This window comes from Sphingobacterium sp. UBA7855 (genome assembly GCA_002500745.1).
Lineage (GTDB): Bacteria > Bacteroidota > Bacteroidia > Sphingobacteriales > Sphingobacteriaceae > Sphingobacterium.
In genome coordinates this window covers 135,578-155,292 of sequence record DLST01000006.1, presented here as the reverse complement: position 1 = coordinate 155,292, position 19,715 = coordinate 135,578, and the positions used below count along the sequence as shown (strand labels likewise).

Annotated in this window: 20 protein-coding genes; 4 read left to right on the top strand and 16 right to left on the bottom strand. The window is 37.4% G+C overall.

Annotation, left to right across the window (positions count from 1 at the left end; all coding sequences use genetic code 11):
• Positions 1–24 precede the first annotated feature (24 nt).
• Positions 25–2,817: a TonB-dependent receptor gene (locus B2107_RS04505; protein WP_293953533.1), complete on the bottom strand. Its 2,793-nt coding sequence runs from the start codon at positions 2,815–2,817 to the stop codon at positions 25–27.
• Positions 2,818–3,254: 437 nt separating this feature from the next.
• On the opposite strand from B2107_RS04505, the gene B2107_RS04500 reads away from it, so the two are divergent.
• The 3 genes from B2107_RS04500 to B2107_RS04490 all read left to right on the top strand — a co-directional run bounded on the left by B2107_RS04500 (position 3,255) and on the right by B2107_RS04490 (position 5,996).
• Complete coding sequence (locus B2107_RS04500; protein WP_293882455.1) at positions 3,255–3,896, top strand: ABC transporter ATP-binding protein; 642 nt, start codon at positions 3,255–3,257, stop codon at positions 3,894–3,896.
• Positions 3,897–3,942: 46 nt separating this feature from the next.
• The gene (locus tag B2107_RS04495) at positions 3,943–5,343 is read left to right on the top strand and encodes an ABC transporter permease (protein WP_293953531.1); all 1,401 of its coding nucleotides are present in this window, start codon (positions 3,943–3,945) and stop codon (positions 5,341–5,343) included.
• Between the two features lie 176 nt (positions 5,344–5,519).
• Complete coding sequence (locus tag B2107_RS04490) at positions 5,520–5,996, top strand: hypothetical protein (RefSeq protein ID WP_293953529.1); 477 nt, start codon at positions 5,520–5,522, stop codon at positions 5,994–5,996.
• Positions 5,997–6,079: 83 nt separating this feature from the next.
• Here the strand turns inward: B2107_RS04490 and B2107_RS04485 are convergent, their stop codons facing one another.
• From B2107_RS04485 to B2107_RS04445, 9 genes are all read right to left on the bottom strand, one after another.
• Entirely contained in the window at positions 6,080–6,796 is a 717-nt protein-coding gene (locus tag B2107_RS04485) for a 16S rRNA (uracil(1498)-N(3))-methyltransferase (RefSeq protein WP_293953527.1), read from the bottom strand.
• A gap of 17 nt (positions 6,797–6,813) precedes the next feature.
• Entirely contained in the window at positions 6,814–8,127 is a 1,314-nt protein-coding gene (locus B2107_RS04480; RefSeq protein ID WP_293953525.1) for a hemolysin family protein, read from the bottom strand.
• Between the two features lie 8 nt (positions 8,128–8,135).
• Entirely contained in the window at positions 8,136–8,678 is a 543-nt protein-coding gene (locus B2107_RS04475) for an inorganic diphosphatase (protein ID WP_209579073.1), read from the bottom strand.
• 7 nt (positions 8,679–8,685) lie between these two features.
• The gene (locus B2107_RS04470) at positions 8,686–9,336 is read right to left on the bottom strand and encodes a DedA family protein (RefSeq protein ID WP_209579072.1); all 651 of its coding nucleotides are present in this window, start codon (positions 9,334–9,336) and stop codon (positions 8,686–8,688) included.
• A gap of 142 nt (positions 9,337–9,478) precedes the next feature.
• A complete protein-coding gene (locus B2107_RS04465; RefSeq protein ID WP_209579071.1) occupies positions 9,479–9,895 on the bottom strand; it encodes an HIT family protein in 417 nt (138 codons plus the stop codon).
• 241 nt (positions 9,896–10,136) lie between these two features.
• A complete protein-coding gene (gene greA / locus B2107_RS04460) occupies positions 10,137–10,610 on the bottom strand; it encodes a transcription elongation factor GreA (protein ID WP_209579070.1) in 474 nt (157 codons plus the stop codon).
• A 142-nt stretch (positions 10,611–10,752) separates the two neighbouring features.
• On the bottom strand, positions 10,753–11,451 hold the full coding sequence (locus B2107_RS04455; protein WP_046674214.1) for a response regulator transcription factor: 699 nt from the start codon (positions 11,449–11,451) through the stop codon (positions 10,753–10,755).
• A 102-nt stretch (positions 11,452–11,553) separates the two neighbouring features.
• On the bottom strand, positions 11,554–13,212 hold the full coding sequence (locus B2107_RS04450; protein ID WP_293953523.1) for a sensor histidine kinase: 1,659 nt from the start codon (positions 13,210–13,212) through the stop codon (positions 11,554–11,556).
• 12 nt (positions 13,213–13,224) lie between these two features.
• Complete coding sequence (locus B2107_RS04445) at positions 13,225–15,111, bottom strand: alpha/beta hydrolase family protein (protein ID WP_293953521.1); 1,887 nt, start codon at positions 15,109–15,111, stop codon at positions 13,225–13,227.
• 171 nt (positions 15,112–15,282) lie between these two features.
• On the opposite strand from B2107_RS04445, the gene B2107_RS04440 reads away from it, so the two are divergent.
• Positions 15,283–15,573 (top strand): DUF4286 family protein, encoded by a 291-nt coding sequence (locus tag B2107_RS04440; protein WP_293953519.1) that lies wholly within the window; start codon positions 15,283–15,285, stop codon positions 15,571–15,573.
• Between the two features lie 51 nt (positions 15,574–15,624).
• Here the strand turns inward: B2107_RS04440 and B2107_RS04435 are convergent, their stop codons facing one another.
• The 6 genes from B2107_RS04435 to B2107_RS04410 all read right to left on the bottom strand — a co-directional run bounded on the left by B2107_RS04435 (position 15,625) and on the right by B2107_RS04410 (position 19,680).
• A complete protein-coding gene (locus tag B2107_RS04435; RefSeq protein ID WP_293953517.1) occupies positions 15,625–16,044 on the bottom strand; it encodes a DUF983 domain-containing protein in 420 nt (139 codons plus the stop codon).
• A gap of 6 nt (positions 16,045–16,050) precedes the next feature.
• The gene (locus B2107_RS04430; RefSeq protein WP_293953515.1) at positions 16,051–16,314 is read right to left on the bottom strand and encodes a hypothetical protein; all 264 of its coding nucleotides are present in this window, start codon (positions 16,312–16,314) and stop codon (positions 16,051–16,053) included.
• Positions 16,315–16,341: 27 nt separating this feature from the next.
• Positions 16,342–17,043, bottom strand: a complete 702-nt coding sequence (locus B2107_RS04425) for an RluA family pseudouridine synthase (protein WP_293953514.1) — start codon at positions 17,041–17,043, stop codon at positions 16,342–16,344.
• 88 nt (positions 17,044–17,131) lie between these two features.
• Entirely contained in the window at positions 17,132–18,136 is a 1,005-nt protein-coding gene (locus tag B2107_RS04420; RefSeq protein ID WP_293953512.1) for an MlaD family protein, read from the bottom strand.
• A gap of 5 nt (positions 18,137–18,141) precedes the next feature.
• Entirely contained in the window at positions 18,142–18,915 is a 774-nt protein-coding gene (locus B2107_RS04415) for an ABC transporter ATP-binding protein (RefSeq protein ID WP_293953510.1), read from the bottom strand.
• Between the two features lie 6 nt (positions 18,916–18,921).
• A complete protein-coding gene (locus B2107_RS04410; protein WP_209579062.1) occupies positions 18,922–19,680 on the bottom strand; it encodes an MlaE family ABC transporter permease in 759 nt (252 codons plus the stop codon).
• Positions 19,681–19,715: the final 35 nt, after the last annotated feature.

The window sequence follows — 19,715 nt, the reverse complement described above, 5'->3', positions numbered from 1 at the left end:
AAGGATTTATGAATTATGAATAGACTACCAAAATTTATAAGAAAGAGTAAGAGAAACAGTTGATCCGTATTGCTCCGCTCTATTGATATTATCTGTGTTTTTGTTGAATGCTGCGTTTGGATCAGAACCTTTTGGTTTTTGATAGAAATAAGCTTTATTATTTAAAATATCACTATAATTCAATTTTACTTCGGCTCTGGAGTTCGCAAATTTTTGCGCCAGTTGCAAATCAAGAATATTTCTAGAGTATTCGTAGATATCCGGATCTTCAGCATTACCAATTGCCCATATTCTTGGTCCCACTCTATTATACAAAAGTGTAATCGCGGTCGTATTTGGATTTTTAGTCGTATACGATAATCCAGCATTGATTAGATAAGGTGATTGTCCTTGTAGTTTTCTTTTACCTGTTGAGTTCACAGTAGTTGGAACAATAACCTTTGAATAAATGTATGATCCATTCGCGTTGACGACAAAATTATCCAATCGCTCATCAATAAATTTCAGATTCTTACGTATCTCAGCTTCCACACCAAATACATCTGCAGATTTTGAATTGGTATAATTGAATGAACGTCCCGAATTACCTAACTGTAATGCTTGCTCAATCGGGTTTTCAAAATACTTGTAAAATGCCCCTATCGATAGTACTTCTCCAGCAGTCGGATAATATGCATACCCCAAATCAAAATTTGACGTCTTCGACTGTTTCAGATTAGGATTTCCACGAACATTCATATTCTTATTAAAGTCATAAAATGGGAAAGGTGCCATTTCTCTAAATTCCTGTCTTCCCACTGTTTGTGAGGCTGCAAAGCGAAAACTTTGCTTACTATCCAAATTATAGATTAAATTCAACGATGGTAGCAGCGAAATTGTCGTTGTGTCAACACCTACTGGATTGCCATTATCTTCACTATTCAATTTCAAATTATATGACTCAAGACGTGCTCCAGCAATCACCCTCAATTTCTCCATCACAAATCCATCATACATCAAATAGCCTGCATTCAAAAAAGCTTTCGCATCATAATGATCCCCACCGTTGGTTATTTCATTTAGTATAAAGCCGTTTGGACGAATATTGGCTTGATCAAAAATTTTGTCTTGCGGTAGTTTCAGCAAACTCGCATCAAAGTTTCCATTTCGAATAAATCCAATCACCCTTGCATTAAAATTTCTGTCACGCAACTGATTGAAATAACCTGCTTTCAATTTGTCATTTTCCGAGAACAAATGCATTGGCAACGTCAAATTCAATGCTCCTCCGTAAGAATTCTCAGTCATTGTCGAATTGAAATTGCCTGCTCTGTCTGCTGTGGAGGAACTTGTAGCTGAAATCGATGCAATACCATCTTTCGAATATTCCATCCGTTTATAACCGGGCTCATCTCTATCTGTACGTCCATAATTCAAGGACCAATCCAATTTTAACTTACTGTTATCCGAAAGGATATGTTCACCAGATAATTGATTGGTTAAAATAGATCGTTGTAATAGATAATCTCCCGTGCGATAAAATTCACTCCCCGAATCATCTTTTCCTTCACGAAACGTAAATTGATTCTCTAAAATTCGATTATATAAGTTTTTGAAAGAGATTTTATTTGACTTCCAAGAATACGCGAAGTTTGCAAGGGCTCCTAAATTTGTATTGTAACTATATTGATCATCATGGAATACTTCCGGCAATGACTGCCCGACATAAGCTTTTTGATCAGCTTCACGTTTTCTTTGGTCATAGCGATAAGTCAATGAAAAAATAGCTCCTAATTTAGAATCATCTTTGAAATTTTTTGTGGAACCGTAGTTTAACTGAAAATTTGGAGTTAGTGTTGATTTCTTCGTATCATAGCCCCAATTGTTTTTAAATAATTTAGAATACTCAAAAATTTCATTTGAATTATTTTGTAAAGCTTGAAAATCTTTTGTTGAAGGGAAACTCTTTGGAATTTCCCGATCACTGCTTGCAAAACCAAAAACTTCGCCTCCAGTTCTTTTTGCTGAAGTGAAATTTTTAAATGTAGATTGCGTATTATAAGAGGTTCCTATTGATGCATCAAGAAAATTTTTCTCCGGAAAATCTTTCGTATTCACTTGAACCACACCTCCAGAGAAATCAGCAGGAATATCCGGTGTTGCAGTTTTATTGATAACGATCGATTCAATTAAATTCGAAGGAATAATATCAAATGAAAATGCACGTTTATCCACTTCGGTATTAGGTAAAATTGCATTATTCAACATAGCTGAATTATAACGATCGCTCAACCCTCTTACAATAACATATTTATTATCTTGAATACTAGCACCACTTACGCGCTTAATCGCCTCAGAAGTATTTCTATCTGGGCTTCTCTTAATTTGTTCAGTCGAAATACCACTGAAAATTCTAGCACTATTCTTTTGTTGCGAGTACAAAGCATTGATCGACTCTCTTTTAAAAGTTCCTGTTACGACAACCTGATCCAATACTGTTCCCCCAGTATTATCAAGTACTACATCTAGTGTCGTAACATTTTTATCTTTTATCTCTACATCTGTAATTTGCTTAGTAGAAAATCCTACATAGCTAAATTCTAATGTATACTTACCCGCAGGTACTGCAGGAATATTATAATTACCAGTCACATCCGAACTTCCCACTCTCGCCGTCCCGAGCACCTTAACTGTCACACCTGTAATTGTTTCACCTGTTTTGACATTTGTTACTTTACCCGCCACCTTTCCACTGCCTTGTGCATAAACTGTTGTTGACGCAGCTACTGCTAGCGTTACGACAGCAGCGATTCTTTTAAGTTGTAATTGTGGTTCCAATTTATTTGTTTTTTGTTTCTGCAAATCTATTAGCAGAATATTAGGTTAACATTAACAACAAATTACCATTACATCAATCCGTTGTTAATTTAATGTTACCCATCATTCTGATTTTTCGACTTTCAGTAAAAAAGAGCTTTTATTGCGAATTAGCATCATAGTTGGACCAGTTACAGCGAAATGATATTAATGAAGTGTAAGTAAATTATTAAGTACTTCATTTATTAACACAATTGGTTCTTTTTATCCTAGGCATCGTAGTGCAGCCCCTAGCGAGTTCACCTAAAGATCGATGATACAATAGTATAGCCAATGTATCAGTAGCCTTTCCACCTAAAATACTAAGCACACGAATACGAATTGCTTTTTATATGCAATANNATTGCATATAAAAAGCAATTTATCTAAGTTTGAATATATTTCAATATCGGATTCCCATGAACACTCCAATCGTATCGACTACACAGTTATCATTTCAGTATCCAAATTCAGCGCCAATTGAATTTCCAGATATTTACATCGAAAAAGGGCAACATACATTATTGTTAGGCGATTCAGGCTCTGGAAAAACAACACTATTAAATATATTAGGCGGTTTGTCACGACCAGAAACAGGGCAGGTCAACATATATAGTCAAAATTTATCGTTGTTATCCAACAGCAAACTGGATCAATTTAGGTCCCAATATATTGGTTTCATATTTCAAGAGGCTCACCTCCTAAAAAATTTAACATTAATTGAAAATATCAAATTGGCGCAATCTTTAGCCGGAAAAAAAGTAGATATAAGCGCTATTGAACTCATCCTAAAACAGCTGCAATTAGATCAAAAAAGTAATGCCTATCCAAACGAATTAAGTCGTGGACAATTGCAACGTGCCGCTATAGCGCGCAGCATTATCAATAAACCAGCCCTATTGATCGCGGATGAGCCGACAGCTGCATTGGATGATAACAATACCCATAGGGTATTAGAACTTCTATTATCAATAGCTGAAACTGCCGGATCGACCCTACTGATAACTACGCATGACAAGAGAATAAAAGATCAATTCTCTAAAATGTACCTTTTAAAATAATTTTTTACTTTATTTAAGCGTCACCCTTTAGATATTAAAATTTGCTATGAACACGATACAATTGGTTTGGAAAAATTTAAGTAGACAGTTTGGCTCGGTCTTTCTAAGCATCTTGCTAACGGCATTTGGAATTTCGATCCTTGCCGTGCTATCAATTACCGGAGAGTCTTTTGAAAAGCAGCTTGACAATAACAGCAAAAATATTGATTTAGTCGTTGGCGCTAAAGGGAGTCCGCTGCAATTGATCCTATCGAGTGTTTATCACATCGACAATCCAACAGGTAACATCCCATTGGACGAACTGGACCCTTTACGTCAAAATCCGCTTGTGCAGCTAGCAGTTCCCTTATCGCTGGGCGATAACTTTAAAGGGCATCGCATCGTTGGAACCGATTCCTCTTTCCTAACTATCTATGAAACGTCTATTCGTGAAGGCCGCATTTGGAAAAATAATTTTGAAGTAGTCATTGGTGACCAGGTCGCAAAAAAACAGCAACTGAAAATCGGGGATCAAATCCATAGTTCACACGGCTTGAGCAAAGATGGCCATCATCATGATGAACATCCTTTTACTATTGTCGGCATTTTAAAGCACAATAACAATGTTACTGATAACCTGATATTAACCAACTTAGAAAGTGTCTGGGATGTCCATGGAATCGCACATGCACATGATCACGAAGAAACCCTACTACAAAAAGAACTGCGTGAACGCGAAGAAGACAGGGAGGAAACTGTCAAAGCACACCTCCATCATCATGGTGAAGATTTAGAAGAACAAACGAACCAGCCATTAGATACCAGCGGAAAAGATCATCACGACCACGATCACGGTCAGCAAAGTCAGCACGATGAGGAAGGTATGTTTGTAAAATCTATTGGCGCGGATATGGTGAAGCAAAATGGATTAGAAATAACAGCAATTTTGATTAAATATCAATCTCCCGCAGCTATCGGCATATTACCTAAAATGATCGACCAACAAACGGATATGCAAGCTGCTTCTCCAGCGATGGAAAGTACGCGCTTGTTTTCACTCTTAGGAGTAGGAATGGATTCTTTAGCTATTCTTGCGTATGTGATCATGCTCATTGCGGGCCTGAGTGTATTTATTAATCTCTACAATGCGTTGAAACAACGTAAATATGATCTAGCCATTATGCGTACACTCGGAGCCTCTAAAGGAAAATTATTCAACATTGTTTTATTGGAAGGTCTGACAATAACAATCATTGGTGGATTGGTGGGACTTTTATTGGCACATTTGGCCTTATACTATATCAGCAACCAAACAAGCCAGAGTGCCGACTTTATCGAAGCTTTTAGGCTACATCCAAAAGAATTGGTATTTTTGTGTGTCGCTTGTCTAATTGGTGTGCTAGCTGCGTTAATTCCTGCTGTGAAAGCGTATCGGACAAGTATAGCCGGTACTTTGTCCAACAAATAACATAAATGACAATTGAACTAATGGTAAAAATAGGGGTATATGGCTGGTAAATCCCAGCATTGCACTAAAAAAACGGAATACGATATAGGTAATATTAACCGCGATGAAGCTATTCGATTTATTCATCAAACGACACACATCGAATAGCTTCATCGCAACAAGAAAAAATTAAACAGATGAAAAAATTTATCACTGCACTCTTCTTCATATTCTTCGGCATCATAAAGTTACAGGCACAGATTGGCAGTAATCCGGATGTTCCCGACCACACGCCCATGATGAACAAAACGTGGGAAGCGATTGATAAAATGGCTTACAAAGTCACGTACAATGGCGCAAAGAAAGTGTATACTCCTTTCTATCCGAAAGAACTTAAAGCCCTTGAAAATAAAATAGTAGAACTGCCCGGCTATATGGTTCCGCTTCATAGTGGCCGTAATCATAAAAATTTTATGATGTCTGTATTGCCGGTTATGCAGTGTCAATTCTGTGGCTCTAATGGAATCCCTCCTATGGTCGAAGTAACATTAAAGGGCAATGCTATAAAATTCTCTGAAGATCCGATTAAATTAAAAGGGAAAATGATCTTTACGAAGGATCCGCTGAAGGGAAATGCGGAAATTCAGATTGTAGATGCTGAACCGATAAAATAAACTGACGTTTATTAATAAACATTAAATCGGCTTTGCTGATCTGTCACAGCCCATTTATAGGGCTAGGCTCGTCTTTTATTCCCCTACGACCTATTCAACAGGGAAATTTCCATACAAGCCGATAAAGCAGCGGTTTCAGTCCTTAAACGCGCCTCTCCCAGGGATATGGGATGAAAACCCATTTGTATTGCCAACTCAATTTCTCCTTCAGAAAAATCTCCTTCCGGACCAATAAGGATAATATAGTGTTTGGCAGGCTCAAAAATCTGGTTTAAATACTTTTTTTCACCATCCACACAATGTGCAATTGCTTTTTGTACACCATCATTTGGACTATTTTTCAAAAACTCTTTAAACGATACAGCAGCATTAAGTTTAGGAAGATAAGCCTTCAAAGATTGCTTCATCGCTGCAACAACAACCTTGTTTAAGCGATCTAATTTAACCTCTTTTCGCTCAGAATGCTCGCAAATAAGGGGTGTGATTTCCTGAATACCCACCTCCGTTGCCTTCTCTAAAAACCATTCGATACGATCAATATTCTTGGTTGGCCCTACCGCAATATGCAGATGGTAGCGAGGCTGTTGAAAGTGCTCCTCCACACTTAAAATAGTAAGAACTGTGCGTTTAGGATGTGGGTCAATAATTTGAGCTTCGTACAAACCTCCGCGACCATCTATAAGATGTAAACGATCTCCAGCATCCATACGAAGCACACGAATCGCATGTTTACTTTCTTCCTCACTCAAGATAAAATTTTCTGATGAAGGATTTAAATCCGGTGTAAAAAATAATTGCATGTGCTACTCGCTACTATTTATTCTTCGGTATCATCCTCAGCAGACTCGACCAATTCCAATTTGACAAATTCGATATTCTGCTGCGCTTTTCGAATGATGGTGAATATGTACCCATACTCTTCTTTCCGCTCACCGACTTCCGGTATCTTATCGAAGATTTCGCTCACAAGACCAGACATCGTATCGTAATCCTGACTCTCAGGTAACTCTATCGGAAGAAACTCATTCACATCGTGAATACTGGCTCCGGCATCCACCATATACTCTGTTTCGGAAATACGCTCCACAACTGGTGTTTCTTCATCGTACTCATCCTGGATTTCACCCACCAATTCCTCTACGATATCTTCCAATGTAACCATACCAGCGGTTCCACCAAATTCATCCAATACGATCGCCAACTGAATCCGCTTCAGCTGAAATTCTGCCATCAAGTCATTGATCTTCTTCGTTTCAGGAATAAAATAGGGTTTGCGCATAATATTTTTCATGACAACTTCTTTTCCTTTCGCTAAAAGCGGTAGAATATCTTTTGTATGAACAATACCCACGATTTGGTCAATATTATCATCATAGATTGGAAGACGGGAATACCCCTCTTCAGTCATCGTTTCGATCAGTTCAGAAGCATCAGCAGTTACTTCCACCGCCACAATCCGCGTACGCGGTACCATAATATTCTTAACGATACGTTCGTTAAAATCGAATACGTTTTTAATCAATTCGTGCTCAGAAATATCCAAAGCACCAGACTCTTTACCTTTATCTAAAAGATACTGTAATTCTTCCGACGAGTGGGCGGATTCTCCTTTGGTAACCTCAAATCCCAAAATCTTTAACAGGAAATTAGCAAACCCATTTAAAACCCAAATAATTGGTCGAAAGATAAAGTAGAAAAATTGCAGTGGAACCGCAATTTTCATCGTTGTTGCAACAGGTTTTTGAATCGCTATCGATTTAGGAGCAAGTTCTCCAAATACAATGTGTAATACAGTAATAATCGAAAAAGCCAATACATGTCCTGCATTGGTAGCAACCGAGCCAGTCAATTCAACACCGAAAAAACCCAATGCACCCTGCACAATTTGGGTCATTACAGCCTCGCCAACCCAGCCCAAAGCTAATGACGAGAGTGTAATACCCAATTGTGTAGCGGCCAAATAACCATCCAAATGTTCTGTTATACTCTTGGCTATGGTGGCAACTTTGCTACCTGTTTTTGCCTGAACTTCAATTTGGGAGACTCGGACCTTGACTATAGCAAATTCTGCGGCAACAAAAAAGCCGTTTGCAAGTACTAAAAACAATGTCCAAAATAAATCGAGCGCCATGCTGGGGGTTATTTATTAACAAATTCTGTTTTGTACAATTCGATAGCCTCAATCAAGATTCTTTGCGCTTCATCACGTCCCTTCACTCCCTCAACAACAACATGCTTCTTTTCAAGTGCTTTATAACTCTCAAAAAATTGTACAATTTCTTTCATTGTATGCGGAGGTAACTGATCAATATCTTTAATGTAATTAAAAATAGGATCATTTTTAGCTACCGCAATAATTTTATCATCTTGCTCGCCACCATCGACCATATTCATTACGCCAATAACCTGTGCCTCAACTAACGTCAATGGCAAAATATCCACTGAACAGATGACCAAAATATCCAATGGATCTTTGTCATCGCAATAAGTTTGTGGGATAAAACCATAATTGGCAGGATAAACGACAGAAGAACTCATCACTCTGTCCAAAAGCAACAAACCAGTTTCTTTGTCTAATTCATACTTTCCTTTGGATCCGTTTGTAATCTCAATGATAGCATTTACGGCATTTGGCACATTCTCACCTGGAGAAACCATGTGCCAAGGATTTTGTTTACTCATTTTTTATTTACTGTATATTTTGTTTGTTTCTTTTATCCTTAATACGTTTTTTCAATAACGTTATGGCAATTGGCAAAAATGCAATTACAATCATACCAACTATAACATATTCTACATAATGTATAATACCCGGGAATTCGATACCTAGGAAATAACCCGAAAGCGTCAAAACTACCACCCAAATGGCAGCCCCTGAAACATTATATAGCACAAATTTCTTAAAATCTAATTTTACGACCCCGGCAAAGATAGGCGCAAAAGTACGAACTATTGGAACAAACCTTCCTATAATTAAAGCGGTTCCACCATATTTGTGGTAAAACTCCTCAGCCATGACCACATATTTTCGCTTAAAAATGAAACTATCTTTTCGCTTAAATAACATTGGCCCCGCTCGATAGCCAAACCAATATCCTGTAAAATTACCTAATACCCCAGCGGTAAACAAGCCCAAACAAAGCGTGAATATATTCACGTCAATTTTATTCAGCGCACAGAATAATCCAGCAAGAAATAGTAAATAGTCGCCAGGTAGAAAAAATCCAAAAAACAGACCAGTCTCAGCAAATACAATGAGGATAACTAAATAAAACCCTCCTGAACTCAACAGTTCCTCTGGGTTCAATAATTGTTGAAATGACAACAAAAGTTCATGCATAACCTTTAGTAAAAATCAATGTTGCGTTCATTATTTAGAACAAATCCTACGCTTGTTTTTGTACAGTTTTGAAAAAATAAAGTACAAATATAGCATTCTTCTAAAAAACCAACGTAAATCAAGTGTAATATAATCTTTCCAATTATTGATTTTGAGCAGTTATACTCACGATAGACTCGCGAATAGTGGTCGCAATCTGATGGAGTTCGTCCTCAGTTAAGCTCAATTTAGGTCCAGCAAAGTTTAAATCACTAATTTTATTAATTGGAACCAAATGTATATGTGCATGAGCGACCTCTAAACCGACGACAGCAACACCGACTTTCACACATGGTATTACTTTTTTAATACCTTGAGCAACAATTTTTGCAAAAACCCAAAGCGCCATGTACTCGTCATCTTCGATATCGAAAATGTAATCTGTCTCTTTTTTAGGTATCACTAGTACATGTCCCTTAGCTAACGGGCTGATATCTAAAAAAGCCAGAAAATCATTACTCTCAGCTACTTTGTAAGCTGGGATCTCCCCAGAAACGATTTTTGAAAAAATTGTCGACATATTATTCTAATCTTGGAATAAATCTTTTTAAAAAAATAATCAGCAAACAACAGATTTAAATCTATTAAGACCTTGGTATGTCGGTGATTAAAAAATATTATTACCACTTTTTCACACCCTGTAATTTCACTGTTCAACAAATATAAACAAAAAAGGTCGCGATTGCTACATCACGACCTTCTTAATATAAAGTTAATTTGTAGATGTGCGGTTATGGCATACCGCACATAACCGACATAAATTACCTTGAAATATCTACGATTTCGAATTCAATTTTACCCGCTGGTACTTCTATAACAGCCGTATCGCCTTTAGATTTACCCAACAAACCTTGGGCAATAGGAGATTTAACAGAAATCTTACCCGACTTCAGATCTGCCTCTGACTCTGCAACCAATTGATACGTCATCTCAGCACCATTCTTTTTGTTCTTTATCTTAACGATCGATAAGGCCAAAACTTTAGATGTATCCAATTTGGACTCATCAATTAAACGTGCCGTAGCCAATGTGTTCTCCAAATTGGCAATTTTAGCCTCATGAAGCCCCTGGGCCTCTTTAGCCGCATCATACTCTGCATTTTCAGACAAATCTCCCTTGTCTCTTGCCTCTGCAATAGCATTGGCAATTTTTGATCTTCCTTCCGTCTTCAGATAAGCCAATTCCTCTTTAAGCTTACGCAATCCTTCTTCCGTAAAATAAGTTACTTCTGCCATAATTTTATTTTTTTCTTATTTTATACTTTTTGAAAAAGAAACAAGACCATATTTCCCTCTTCGGGAAACATGGTCTTGTTTCGAATCTATACGAAGATAATAATTGTTTTTAACAAAACAAACTCTTACCCGCTAATTATAATCAAATCTCTTCTTCATCAACAAATTTATAGCCAAGTCCACGCACAGTCTGTAGATAATGTGGCTTGTCCGGATTTGTTTCAATTTTTTTTCGTAAACGAACCACATGCATGTCTAACGTACGCGTGTTGACATTTGAGCTATACCCCCACACAACCTCCATTAATTCTTCACGTGTAATCTCCCGCCCTAAATTCTGTAGGAAATGAAGTAGAATGCGGTTTTCCAAAATAGTCAACTCAACTTTCCTTCCGTCACGTATCAAGGAATGAATATTCGGATGATGTTCTGTCTGACCAAACTTGTACACTTCAGGACTGTTTTTCGGCAAGAAAAATTTCACCTTGTTATCGATCATCGCGATAAGCACATCCATATTGAAAGGCTTACTGATGTAATCAGTCACTCCAAAACTGTACGCTTCAATTTTGTCCACATCTTGAGATTTAGCTGTCATCATGATAATGATATTCTCAAACCCCGCTTTGCGCACATCTTCACAGATCTCGTTGCCTTCTTTTCCTGGAAGCATCCAGTCCAGTAAAACAACATCGGGCCTTTTTTCTAAAATCAAACTTTCCGCTTCATTCCCATTTCCGCTTTGAATGACCTGATAGCCTTCGGATTCCAATCGATGTTTTACCAAGAACCGTAAGTTCTCATCATCTTCAATAACAGCAACAGTGATGTCTTTATTCATAAGTAAATAATTTGTCTTTTAAATGTCTTACGGAATATCCAGTTTATAACGATAAGTTTTCATATTTTCTAAACATGGATATTTCATATTTAAATTTATTTTTTAAACTGGAAATACCAAGGTAAAGGTGGTTCCCTGTCCCAATTGGCTTTTTACTGTGATATCACCGCCTATAAATTCAGTAATCTCTTTACAGAATGCCAACCCCAAACCAATACTTCCTTGCTGATTATATTGACTTTTTATTCTATAAAACTTTTTGAAGATGTTGTTAAACTCCGCCTTCTCTATTCCTATTCCTTCATCCTTAAAAGTGATAACAAAATTCTTCTTATTTTGTTGTATCGCAATATCTAGTATTTTGTGCCCCGCCTTAGAATATTTATAGGCATTATCAATCATATTTTGAAACACACTGCTTAACAACACCGGGTCGGCAAGCATTGATGTCCTTACATCAATTTTTGTGCTAATCTTGAAATCTGAATATTTTATTCTTGACGAAGCTACTAGATTTTCCGTAAACATCTTCAAGTCAACTTCTTCTTTATTTAATTTTATCGTTTTATTTTCGATCTGGCTAAACGATAATAGCTTATTCATCAAGTTATTTAAACGATCTGCCTCCTGATCCAGTATATTTCCATACATTTTACGTTCTTCATCAGAGAGTACCTGCGCACTCTTGATGTTATTTCCAGCAATCTTAATCACACTCACTGGCGTCTTAAACTCGTGGGTAAGATTATTGATGAAATCGTACTGCAATTTAAAAAGTCTTCCGTTAATTTCTAAATTTCTATAAATTAAATATAGTATAGCAATTAAAATGATGTAAATCAACGATACGCCTCCTAATACGGGCCAAAAACTACGATTTATTTCTTTGGAAAGAAAGTTCTTGCTCGATCTAAAAAGTAATTTATAGTCGGCCAGTGCTCCAGGTAAGGGCATCTCGGTTGAAATCTCGTCATTTTCAGGTGTGATAGGCGCGCCTACCAAAGGAACGATCTCCACTTTCTCATAAAGATTAGAATAGCTATTTTTAACCTCCAGATACATTGGATCAATCTGAAAATTAAACATATCCTGCTCGTAACCAACGGTATGATCCAAATTACCTTCCATAATTGACTTATAAACAATTAGATCGTTGACCCTCGGAATATTGAGATAGGTAATCTGACCAGGTCTTATGGTATAAAAAACCTTTAAGATATCTTTATCAGAAAGTTTGGCATTCGGTTGCAACTTGTCAATATATGTCGCCAACTTTACCCCAATATTATTGATCTCTTCAGAATGTAAACCCATTTGACCGCGATCTCGTATGGTATTTTTATGCAGCCCAGATCTGGAAACAGTAAAAAAAGTAATCGTTTTTGGTTGGATCCTGAGGTTGTTAACGATAAAGCCATAATTTAAATTATGATCGTTATTGAATTGTAAATCAAAAAAACCAATCTCTCTGACAAACGGATAAGAACTTAATATGCTATAAGCGTATTTGCCCGCCTGAACAGAGTCCAAAAAACCTTGATAAAAAGAGACTTCAGGAATTCTATTTTGAAAAAAATCATTGAAAGGAACTAAGGTTTGATCAAATATCTCTGATTTTCTATTCGTAAATTCATTTTTGATATGCGATTCTGTATAGCTACGCGAAAGAAATAAGGCAAATATATACAAGCCACTGATTACGATGAAAAACATCAACAATAATCCGTAGTTCTTTCGATAGCTATATTTCTCTGCTTTCATAATTGCCCGCCTTTAGTCCACAAGATATTTCGCCAAAAATCGCTCCAACTCATTATAATAACCAAAGACATTCTCATCACGCTTAAAAGTTCTATCTTCATCCTCTTTCAGGATGTATTGCACAGGAATGTTATTATTCTTTAATTTCTGTACAAATTGATTTGCATCTGTGACCGAACTAAACCTATCCTTTCCACCTTGTACCAATAGTACCGGTATTTTAACTTTGTCGGAATGAAAGACCGGTGATATGTTTTTAAATAATTCAGCCTCCCGTATTGGATTCCCAACAATTTGATACATTTTCTGTACATACGATTTAAAATAGGGCGGTATATCTCTGAAATACGTAAATAAATTGGTATAACCCGAATAAGACACGGCACATTTATATAAATCAGAATTGAAGCAAGCGGCGTGCAGCGCCGAATAACCTCCAAAACCTTTCCCTACGATAGCAACACGTTCACGATCAGCAATCCCCTCCTTAATTAACCATTTCACCCCGTCAGTAATATCGTCCTGAATCTTCCCCCCCCATTCTTTAAATCCAGCAGTCCAAAACTTCTTACCGAAACCTGTGGATCCCCTATAGTTCATTTGAAAAACCAAATAGCCCCTGTTCGCTAGAAACTGAGCCTCATTATCGAACCCCCAAACTTCACGTCCGTTAGGCCCATCATGAGGAAGGACAACCATCGGCAGGTTTTTGCGATTAGAATGTATAGGATAAGTTAAATAACCTGAGATCTGAATACCGTCTCTCGCGGTATACGTGATATATTCGTTTGGAGAGAGCTCCTTATCTTTTAAATCAGAATTATTATCCGCTAACTTTGTCAACTTTTGCGTCGAAAAATCATAAAAGTAAATACCACCGGGGTTAACATCGGTGTAGGTTTTAATGATGATCTTATTACCTGAACTGTCAGTACTCAATACCTGATATTCAAAGCCATCAATCTGCTTTGCCAATTGGTTGTACTTTTGTTTGGTAGTCTCATCAAAAAAATGTCTATGCTGCCTTGAGGTACTATAATTGACAAACAACAGCTTATTCTGTTCAGTAAAATATCCCCCAGAGCTCACGTCAACATCCTTGTGGCTAAAAAGTTCATCTAATTCTTTTTGATTTGCCAAATCATAGCTTATCAAAGCCAGTTTATCGCGATTGACATTAGATAACGCATAAATGATAGCATTCGAATTATCCTTATAACCCAATGGTGTAAAACTACTTTCAACATCGCAGCGAATAATCTCCTTAAATGGTTCGTTATCGGAGCTTCGATATAGTACCGATTGTTGTACAGAATCGTTGGCTACAGCTACTCTTACCTGCCCATCATTAGATACCACCCAAGAACTCATATTTCCTGGGTTTTGCAAAATCAACTCCCGGGGTCTACCATCTAAATAAATCCGATAAAGATCAAAAAGTGAAGAATCTCGATCATTCATCCCCCCTATAAAACTATCACCTCCGGTAGTCATGGTATGGATCCATCGAAACCGACCACGGATCGGCTTGATCAATGGCCAAATTTTCTCTGTATTGATATCCACTGCATATAAACGTAAACTATCCTGTGCGGACTGCTCTGTCAAAAACGAAATTTTCGAGTTATCGTTCCATGCAAAAGATTTTACATTAATATCATTTTGATAAGTAAGCTGTTTCGAGCTATCCTGATGAATCAAATCTATCAAGTAAATATTTTTGCAATGATTGTCGAGACCAATATAGGCTATAAACCGACCATTTGGAGAAATTTTAAAGTTTGATTTTTCAGGCTTAGAAAAAAATTGATTTATTGGAATAGGCTCAACATTATGGTGTTGACACCCCAACATGATCATGGTAGAAAAAAGTAAACCTATCCAAAATTTCATCCTCATAATCCCAAATGCATCCTTATCATATATTCCAAATATTGCAATTAAATACGAATTTTCATTCAATGCAACCTTATTTTTACAAGATATACCAATTAAATCTAATATTCAAACTTCTCGCGCTTCCTGCGCTAAGAATCTTTTTTATCGTAGAAAAATAGCGTATTTTTGTCTATGTTTTTATACAATGTCTCTGTCATAGCAGAAGAAACAATCCACGAGGAGGTTGTTTCATGGATTCAGGATAATATCGTGCAATCCCAAAAATTCGAAGTGCATTTTCTGGAAATGCTTCAGTCGCCACACGATGGGATGACCTACTGTATTCAGGTCGTACTCCCCACGGAAGAACATATCGGAGATTTTCAGCAAGTACATCTCATCCCATTGCAACAGCTTATCGCGGAAGGATATAAAGACAAAGTTTTCCTTTTCGATAGTACGATGAAATATTTAAAAAAATAAAGGAGCTCTTGAGAGCTCCTTTATTTTTTTTTGTTAATATCATTTATCACTTTAACCATGTTTATTCGCATTCCTTTCACGTATCTCTTGCTCCAATTCATAGCGTGGATCATAACTAATTTTTGGCGTTAAAAAATGAAGTAAAATTAAACGCGCATACCTAAAATTAAAGGGGGCAAAGATCAAAATAGTTACCGCGAGGCCCATCAGATAGAACCATGGAGATTCGCTGCTTGTTAAGATCGCTATAGCTACAGAAACAGTGACGATCTCGGCTACTGACATCGCATAGCTCACATACATTGCAGCATAAAAATAACCGGGTTCAACCTCGTACTTTACGCCACAATAGGGGCATACATCATTCATATGCTGCTTGCGCAAGCTGTATACCTTTCCTACAAATACATCACCAATATGACACTTCGGACATTTGGAGTGCATCATTGCATGGAATTTGGATGTCGGCATTAAAATCTATTTTAATTCGTTTAAAAACTTCTTTGTACCTGGATTCTTCTTGCGGTATTTTTTATACCATAGATATCCTAGCCCTGCAGCCGCCAGATAAGGGATGACCAAAAGAAATAAAATACCATCATTTAGCCCCCTTCCTTGCATATTTCCTTCCTTCGTGGAATTCTCAGCGTTCAATGTACACATCGCGCATTGCCCGTAAGAAACAGATGCAGCTGAGCAGCTTAAGGTAACTATCAGGAGTAAATATCTAAACCATTTCATAGCACAAAGATACTGAAATTTTAACCACTACCCTGCCAAAGATTCAAATTTATCCCAAAAGCCATCTTTCGGCAATAAAGCAACCAATTCCATCTTATCTTTCTTGATCGGATGCTTGAACGCTAATGAACGTGAATGTAAACAAATGCTCCCCAAAGAACTACCTCTTGGATATCCATACTTGTTATCACCAACAATAGGACAGCCCATAGCAGCAAGTTGGGCACGAATCTGATGGGTGCGACCGGTCAGTGGCTCTACGCGCAACAAATAAAATCCATTCAACTCGCCTACCACTGCATAGTCTAACTCGGCATAACTTCCTCCCTTGACCTCGCGTGGAAAAGCCTTGGTCACCCGGGTTTGTCTATTTCTGATCAGCCAATTAATAAGCTTCCCTTCGGTTTTACGTGGTCGCTGTCTGACTATTGCCAAATAAGTTTTCTTCACATCTCTATCCTGAAAAGACTTGTTCATCCGCTCAAGAGCCTTGCTCGTTTTGGCGAAAAGTATCATACCACTTACCGGCCTATCTAAACGATGAATAACACCAACAAAAGCTTCATTTGGTTTATCATATTTCTTCTTTAAATAAGCTTTCACCATATCTTCCATCGACATATCTCCCGTTTCATCAATCTGTACAATATCACCCGCCTTCTTATTTATCGCTATGAGATGATTGTCTTCGTAAATAACATCTTTGTCTATAATTTCAGTGTGATTCATTTTTTCAATTCTAAACGGGCTCCCCCAATATGATTAAAAAAAAGGCTCTACGCAATCGTACAGCCTTTTCATAGTTCTATCATTCAACTTACTTTGCTGTATCTGCTTTAAGCAGTTCAGCCTTTTTCGCATCTTCTTTCGCTTTCTTTTTGAAGAAACCGCGCAGTAAAAAATTATGCTGCAGCGCCTCCATATTTTCATCCAGCTTGGATGTACTCGAATTTAAGTTATTAATCGCTGATTTGATTTGATTTGCCGATTCAGGATCATTCAACAGAACGCCCACTGCATTATCTTTATCATTTAATCGGCCCGAAGCGTTGTTCAAATTATTGATCAATGCATTTGCTGTCTGAGAAACCCCTTGTAATTGTGCAGCAGATTGGCGTAAACTAGAGAAAATAGCGGTATCAGTCGTCAAATCATGAATCAGTCCCTTATTGCTATTTAGCGAATTTGTCAGGGTAACCAGATTTGCAGAAGCCTTATTTGCATTATTCATTGCAGCACTGATGGACAATAATGTCGCGCGTAAAGTATTTACCATGGAGGTATCGGTCAACATCGCACCCACCATTCCCTTACCATCAGCCAATCCCCTTGATATTTCGACGAAATCAGTGGTAATTTTTGCTAAGTTTTCATTATTAACCTGTAAAGTTTCCATCATTGCTTCCATATCGGCAGTCTTTGCAGAACGCAAAAAGTCACCGCTCTCTACTGTTGGAGCATTCTGGGAGCCACCAGAGATCACCACAATCTTATTACCGATTAATCCATCCGAGCCTAATTTTGTCACGGCGTCCTTGCGGATATATTCTGCAGATTTCTCCTCTATCGTCAATACGACCTCAACATCCTGTACACTTTTAAAGTGAATATTCTTAATGATCCCTACCTTAACTCCGGAAAACCACACATTACTTCCCACTTTCAATCCAGCGACGTCAGGAAATGATGTCGTAATCTCAATATTTTTGGTAAATTTCTTTTGTTGGCTGCCCAAAATAAAAATTCCTGCCAATAGAATTAATACGCCTAAAAAAACAAAAACGCCGACAATGATTGCTCTCTTATTTTCTGCCTTACTCATGTATATTATAGAATAAAATTATAATTATAAAACGCTTTTACACGTACGTCATCTGTATCAAAAATTTCTTCAAAAGATCCCTGTCTTTCAAATTTACCATCTAACAACATCACAATACGATTGCCCACTTCTTTTGCACAAGCTAAATCGTGCGTGATAATAATCGATGCCGTTTTATATCTTTCCTGAACTTCATTAATCAATCCATTAATGTCCAAACAGGTGATTGGATCTAGTCCTGCTGTAGGCTCATCGTACATCATGATATCTGGTCTAAGAATCAATGTGCGTGCAATACCTATACGCTTACGCTGTCCACCAGAAAGCTCTGAAGGCATCTGATTAATAGCTTGGGATAACCCTACTCCATCCAGTACCTCCTCTACAGCATGATCGATTTCTGAGCGCGTCAAATTGCGCTTGTTACGAACCAAAGGAAACTCCAGATTTTCACGTACGGTCATACTATCATAAAGTGCACTATTCTGAAAAGAAAACCCTATTCTTAAACGCAGTTCACGCAATTCGCGATCATTTAGTTCTGTCACCGAATTACCAAGGACATTGATCGTACCTTCGTCTGGTTTTAATAGACCTGCTATTAATTTGATCAATACAGATTTACCAGTCCCAGAACGCCCCAGCACAACAAGATTTTCTTCTTTATATAAGTCCAGATTGACTCCCCGTAAAACATGATTATCACCAAATGACTTGCTGATATTCCTGATTTCAATGACCGGCTTTGAATGGTCAATAGTTGTTTGAATCTTTTCCATAGCGCACTACCCGAAGAACGATAAAATTTGAACAATAATGATCTCCTCTATAAACACAAGGAACATAGAAGCCACAACGGCCGCATTCGCAGCTTTACCAACGCCTTCCGTACCCTTAGAAGAAAAATAACCACAATAACAACTTACAGCTCCGATGGTAAAACCAAATATAACTGCACGCAAAACCATAGCACCCAAATCTTTAAATGCTATCGTCTCAAATACTTGTGTAAAAAAGCTCAAAAAACTCAGGTCATCTTTACTCATCATACTGAGATAGCCCCCCAAAAGACCTATACCTGCTACATAAAAACAGAGTACAGGAATTCCAATCGTTGTAGCCAAAATTCTACTTACAATAAGATATTTATAGGGATTGGTTCCTGAAACTTCCATTGCATCGATTTGCTCTGTAACATTCATCGAACTTAATTCCGCGCCAATTTGGGATCCTACTTTTCCAGAAGCGATTAAAGCAGTGACTAATGGTGCCAATGCACGAACAATAGCGATTGATATCAGAGAAGGCAACATCGAAGTTGCGCCAAATTCCTCTAAAGAAGGACGTGATTGTTTTGTAAAAACAAATCCCACAATAAATCCCGTTAAACTGATCAAAGGCAAAGATTTGTAGCCTATTTCATAGCACTGACGGACGATTTCTTTGAATTCATACGGGGGAGTTACTAATTCACGCCAAAACCGTAGCAAAAAACGATGAATGTTTGCGAATTCTAGAAAAAAAGTCTGAAGTTTTTTAGCCATTTAAATGATGTCTATTTCAAATTAATGTGTTTTGA

Bases quoted from the DNA above. Each gene is read 5' to 3' on its own strand.
- B2107_RS04500 (WP_293882455.1), top strand. From the start codon at position 3,255: ATGAACACTCCAATCGTATCGACTACACAGTTATCATTTCAGTATCCA.
- B2107_RS04495 (WP_293953531.1), top strand. From the start codon at position 3,943: ATGAACACGATACAATTGGTTTGGAAAAATTTAAGTAGACAGTTTGGC.
- B2107_RS04490 (WP_293953529.1), top strand. From the start codon at position 5,520: ATGAAAAAATTTATCACTGCACTCTTCTTCATATTCTTCGGCATCATA.
- B2107_RS04485 (WP_293953527.1), bottom strand. From the start codon at position 6,796: ATGCAATTATTTTTTACACCGGATTTAAATCCTTCATCAGAAAATTTT.
- B2107_RS04480 (WP_293953525.1), bottom strand. From the start codon at position 8,127: ATGGCGCTCGATTTATTTTGGACATTGTTTTTAGTACTTGCAAACGGC.
- B2107_RS04475 (WP_209579073.1), bottom strand. From the start codon at position 8,678: ATGAGTAAACAAAATCCTTGGCACATGGTTTCTCCAGGTGAGAATGTG.
- B2107_RS04470 (WP_209579072.1), bottom strand. From the start codon at position 9,336: ATGCATGAACTTTTGTTGTCATTTCAACAATTATTGAACCCAGAGGAA.
- B2107_RS04465 (WP_209579071.1), bottom strand. From the start codon at position 9,895: ATGTCGACAATTTTTTCAAAAATCGTTTCTGGGGAGATCCCAGCTTAC.
- greA (WP_209579070.1), bottom strand. From the start codon at position 10,610: ATGGCAGAAGTAACTTATTTTACGGAAGAAGGATTGCGTAAGCTTAAA.
- B2107_RS04455 (WP_046674214.1), bottom strand. From the start codon at position 11,451: ATGAATAAAGACATCACTGTTGCTGTTATTGAAGATGATGAGAACTTA.
- B2107_RS04450 (WP_293953523.1), bottom strand. From the start codon at position 13,212: ATGAAAGCAGAGAAATATAGCTATCGAAAGAACTACGGATTATTGTTG.
- B2107_RS04445 (WP_293953521.1), bottom strand. From the start codon at position 15,111: ATGAGGATGAAATTTTGGATAGGTTTACTTTTTTCTACCATGATCATG.
- B2107_RS04440 (WP_293953519.1), top strand. From the start codon at position 15,283: ATGTTTTTATACAATGTCTCTGTCATAGCAGAAGAAACAATCCACGAG.
- B2107_RS04435 (WP_293953517.1), bottom strand. From the start codon at position 16,044: ATGCCGACATCCAAATTCCATGCAATGATGCACTCCAAATGTCCGAAG.
- B2107_RS04430 (WP_293953515.1), bottom strand. From the start codon at position 16,314: ATGAAATGGTTTAGATATTTACTCCTGATAGTTACCTTAAGCTGCTCA.
- B2107_RS04425 (WP_293953514.1), bottom strand. From the start codon at position 17,043: ATGAATCACACTGAAATTATAGACAAAGATGTTATTTACGAAGACAAT.
- B2107_RS04420 (WP_293953512.1), bottom strand. From the start codon at position 18,136: ATGAGTAAGGCAGAAAATAAGAGAGCAATCATTGTCGGCGTTTTTGTT.
- B2107_RS04415 (WP_293953510.1), bottom strand. From the start codon at position 18,915: ATGGAAAAGATTCAAACAACTATTGACCATTCAAAGCCGGTCATTGAA.
- B2107_RS04410 (WP_209579062.1), bottom strand. From the start codon at position 19,680: ATGGCTAAAAAACTTCAGACTTTTTTTCTAGAATTCGCAAACATTCAT.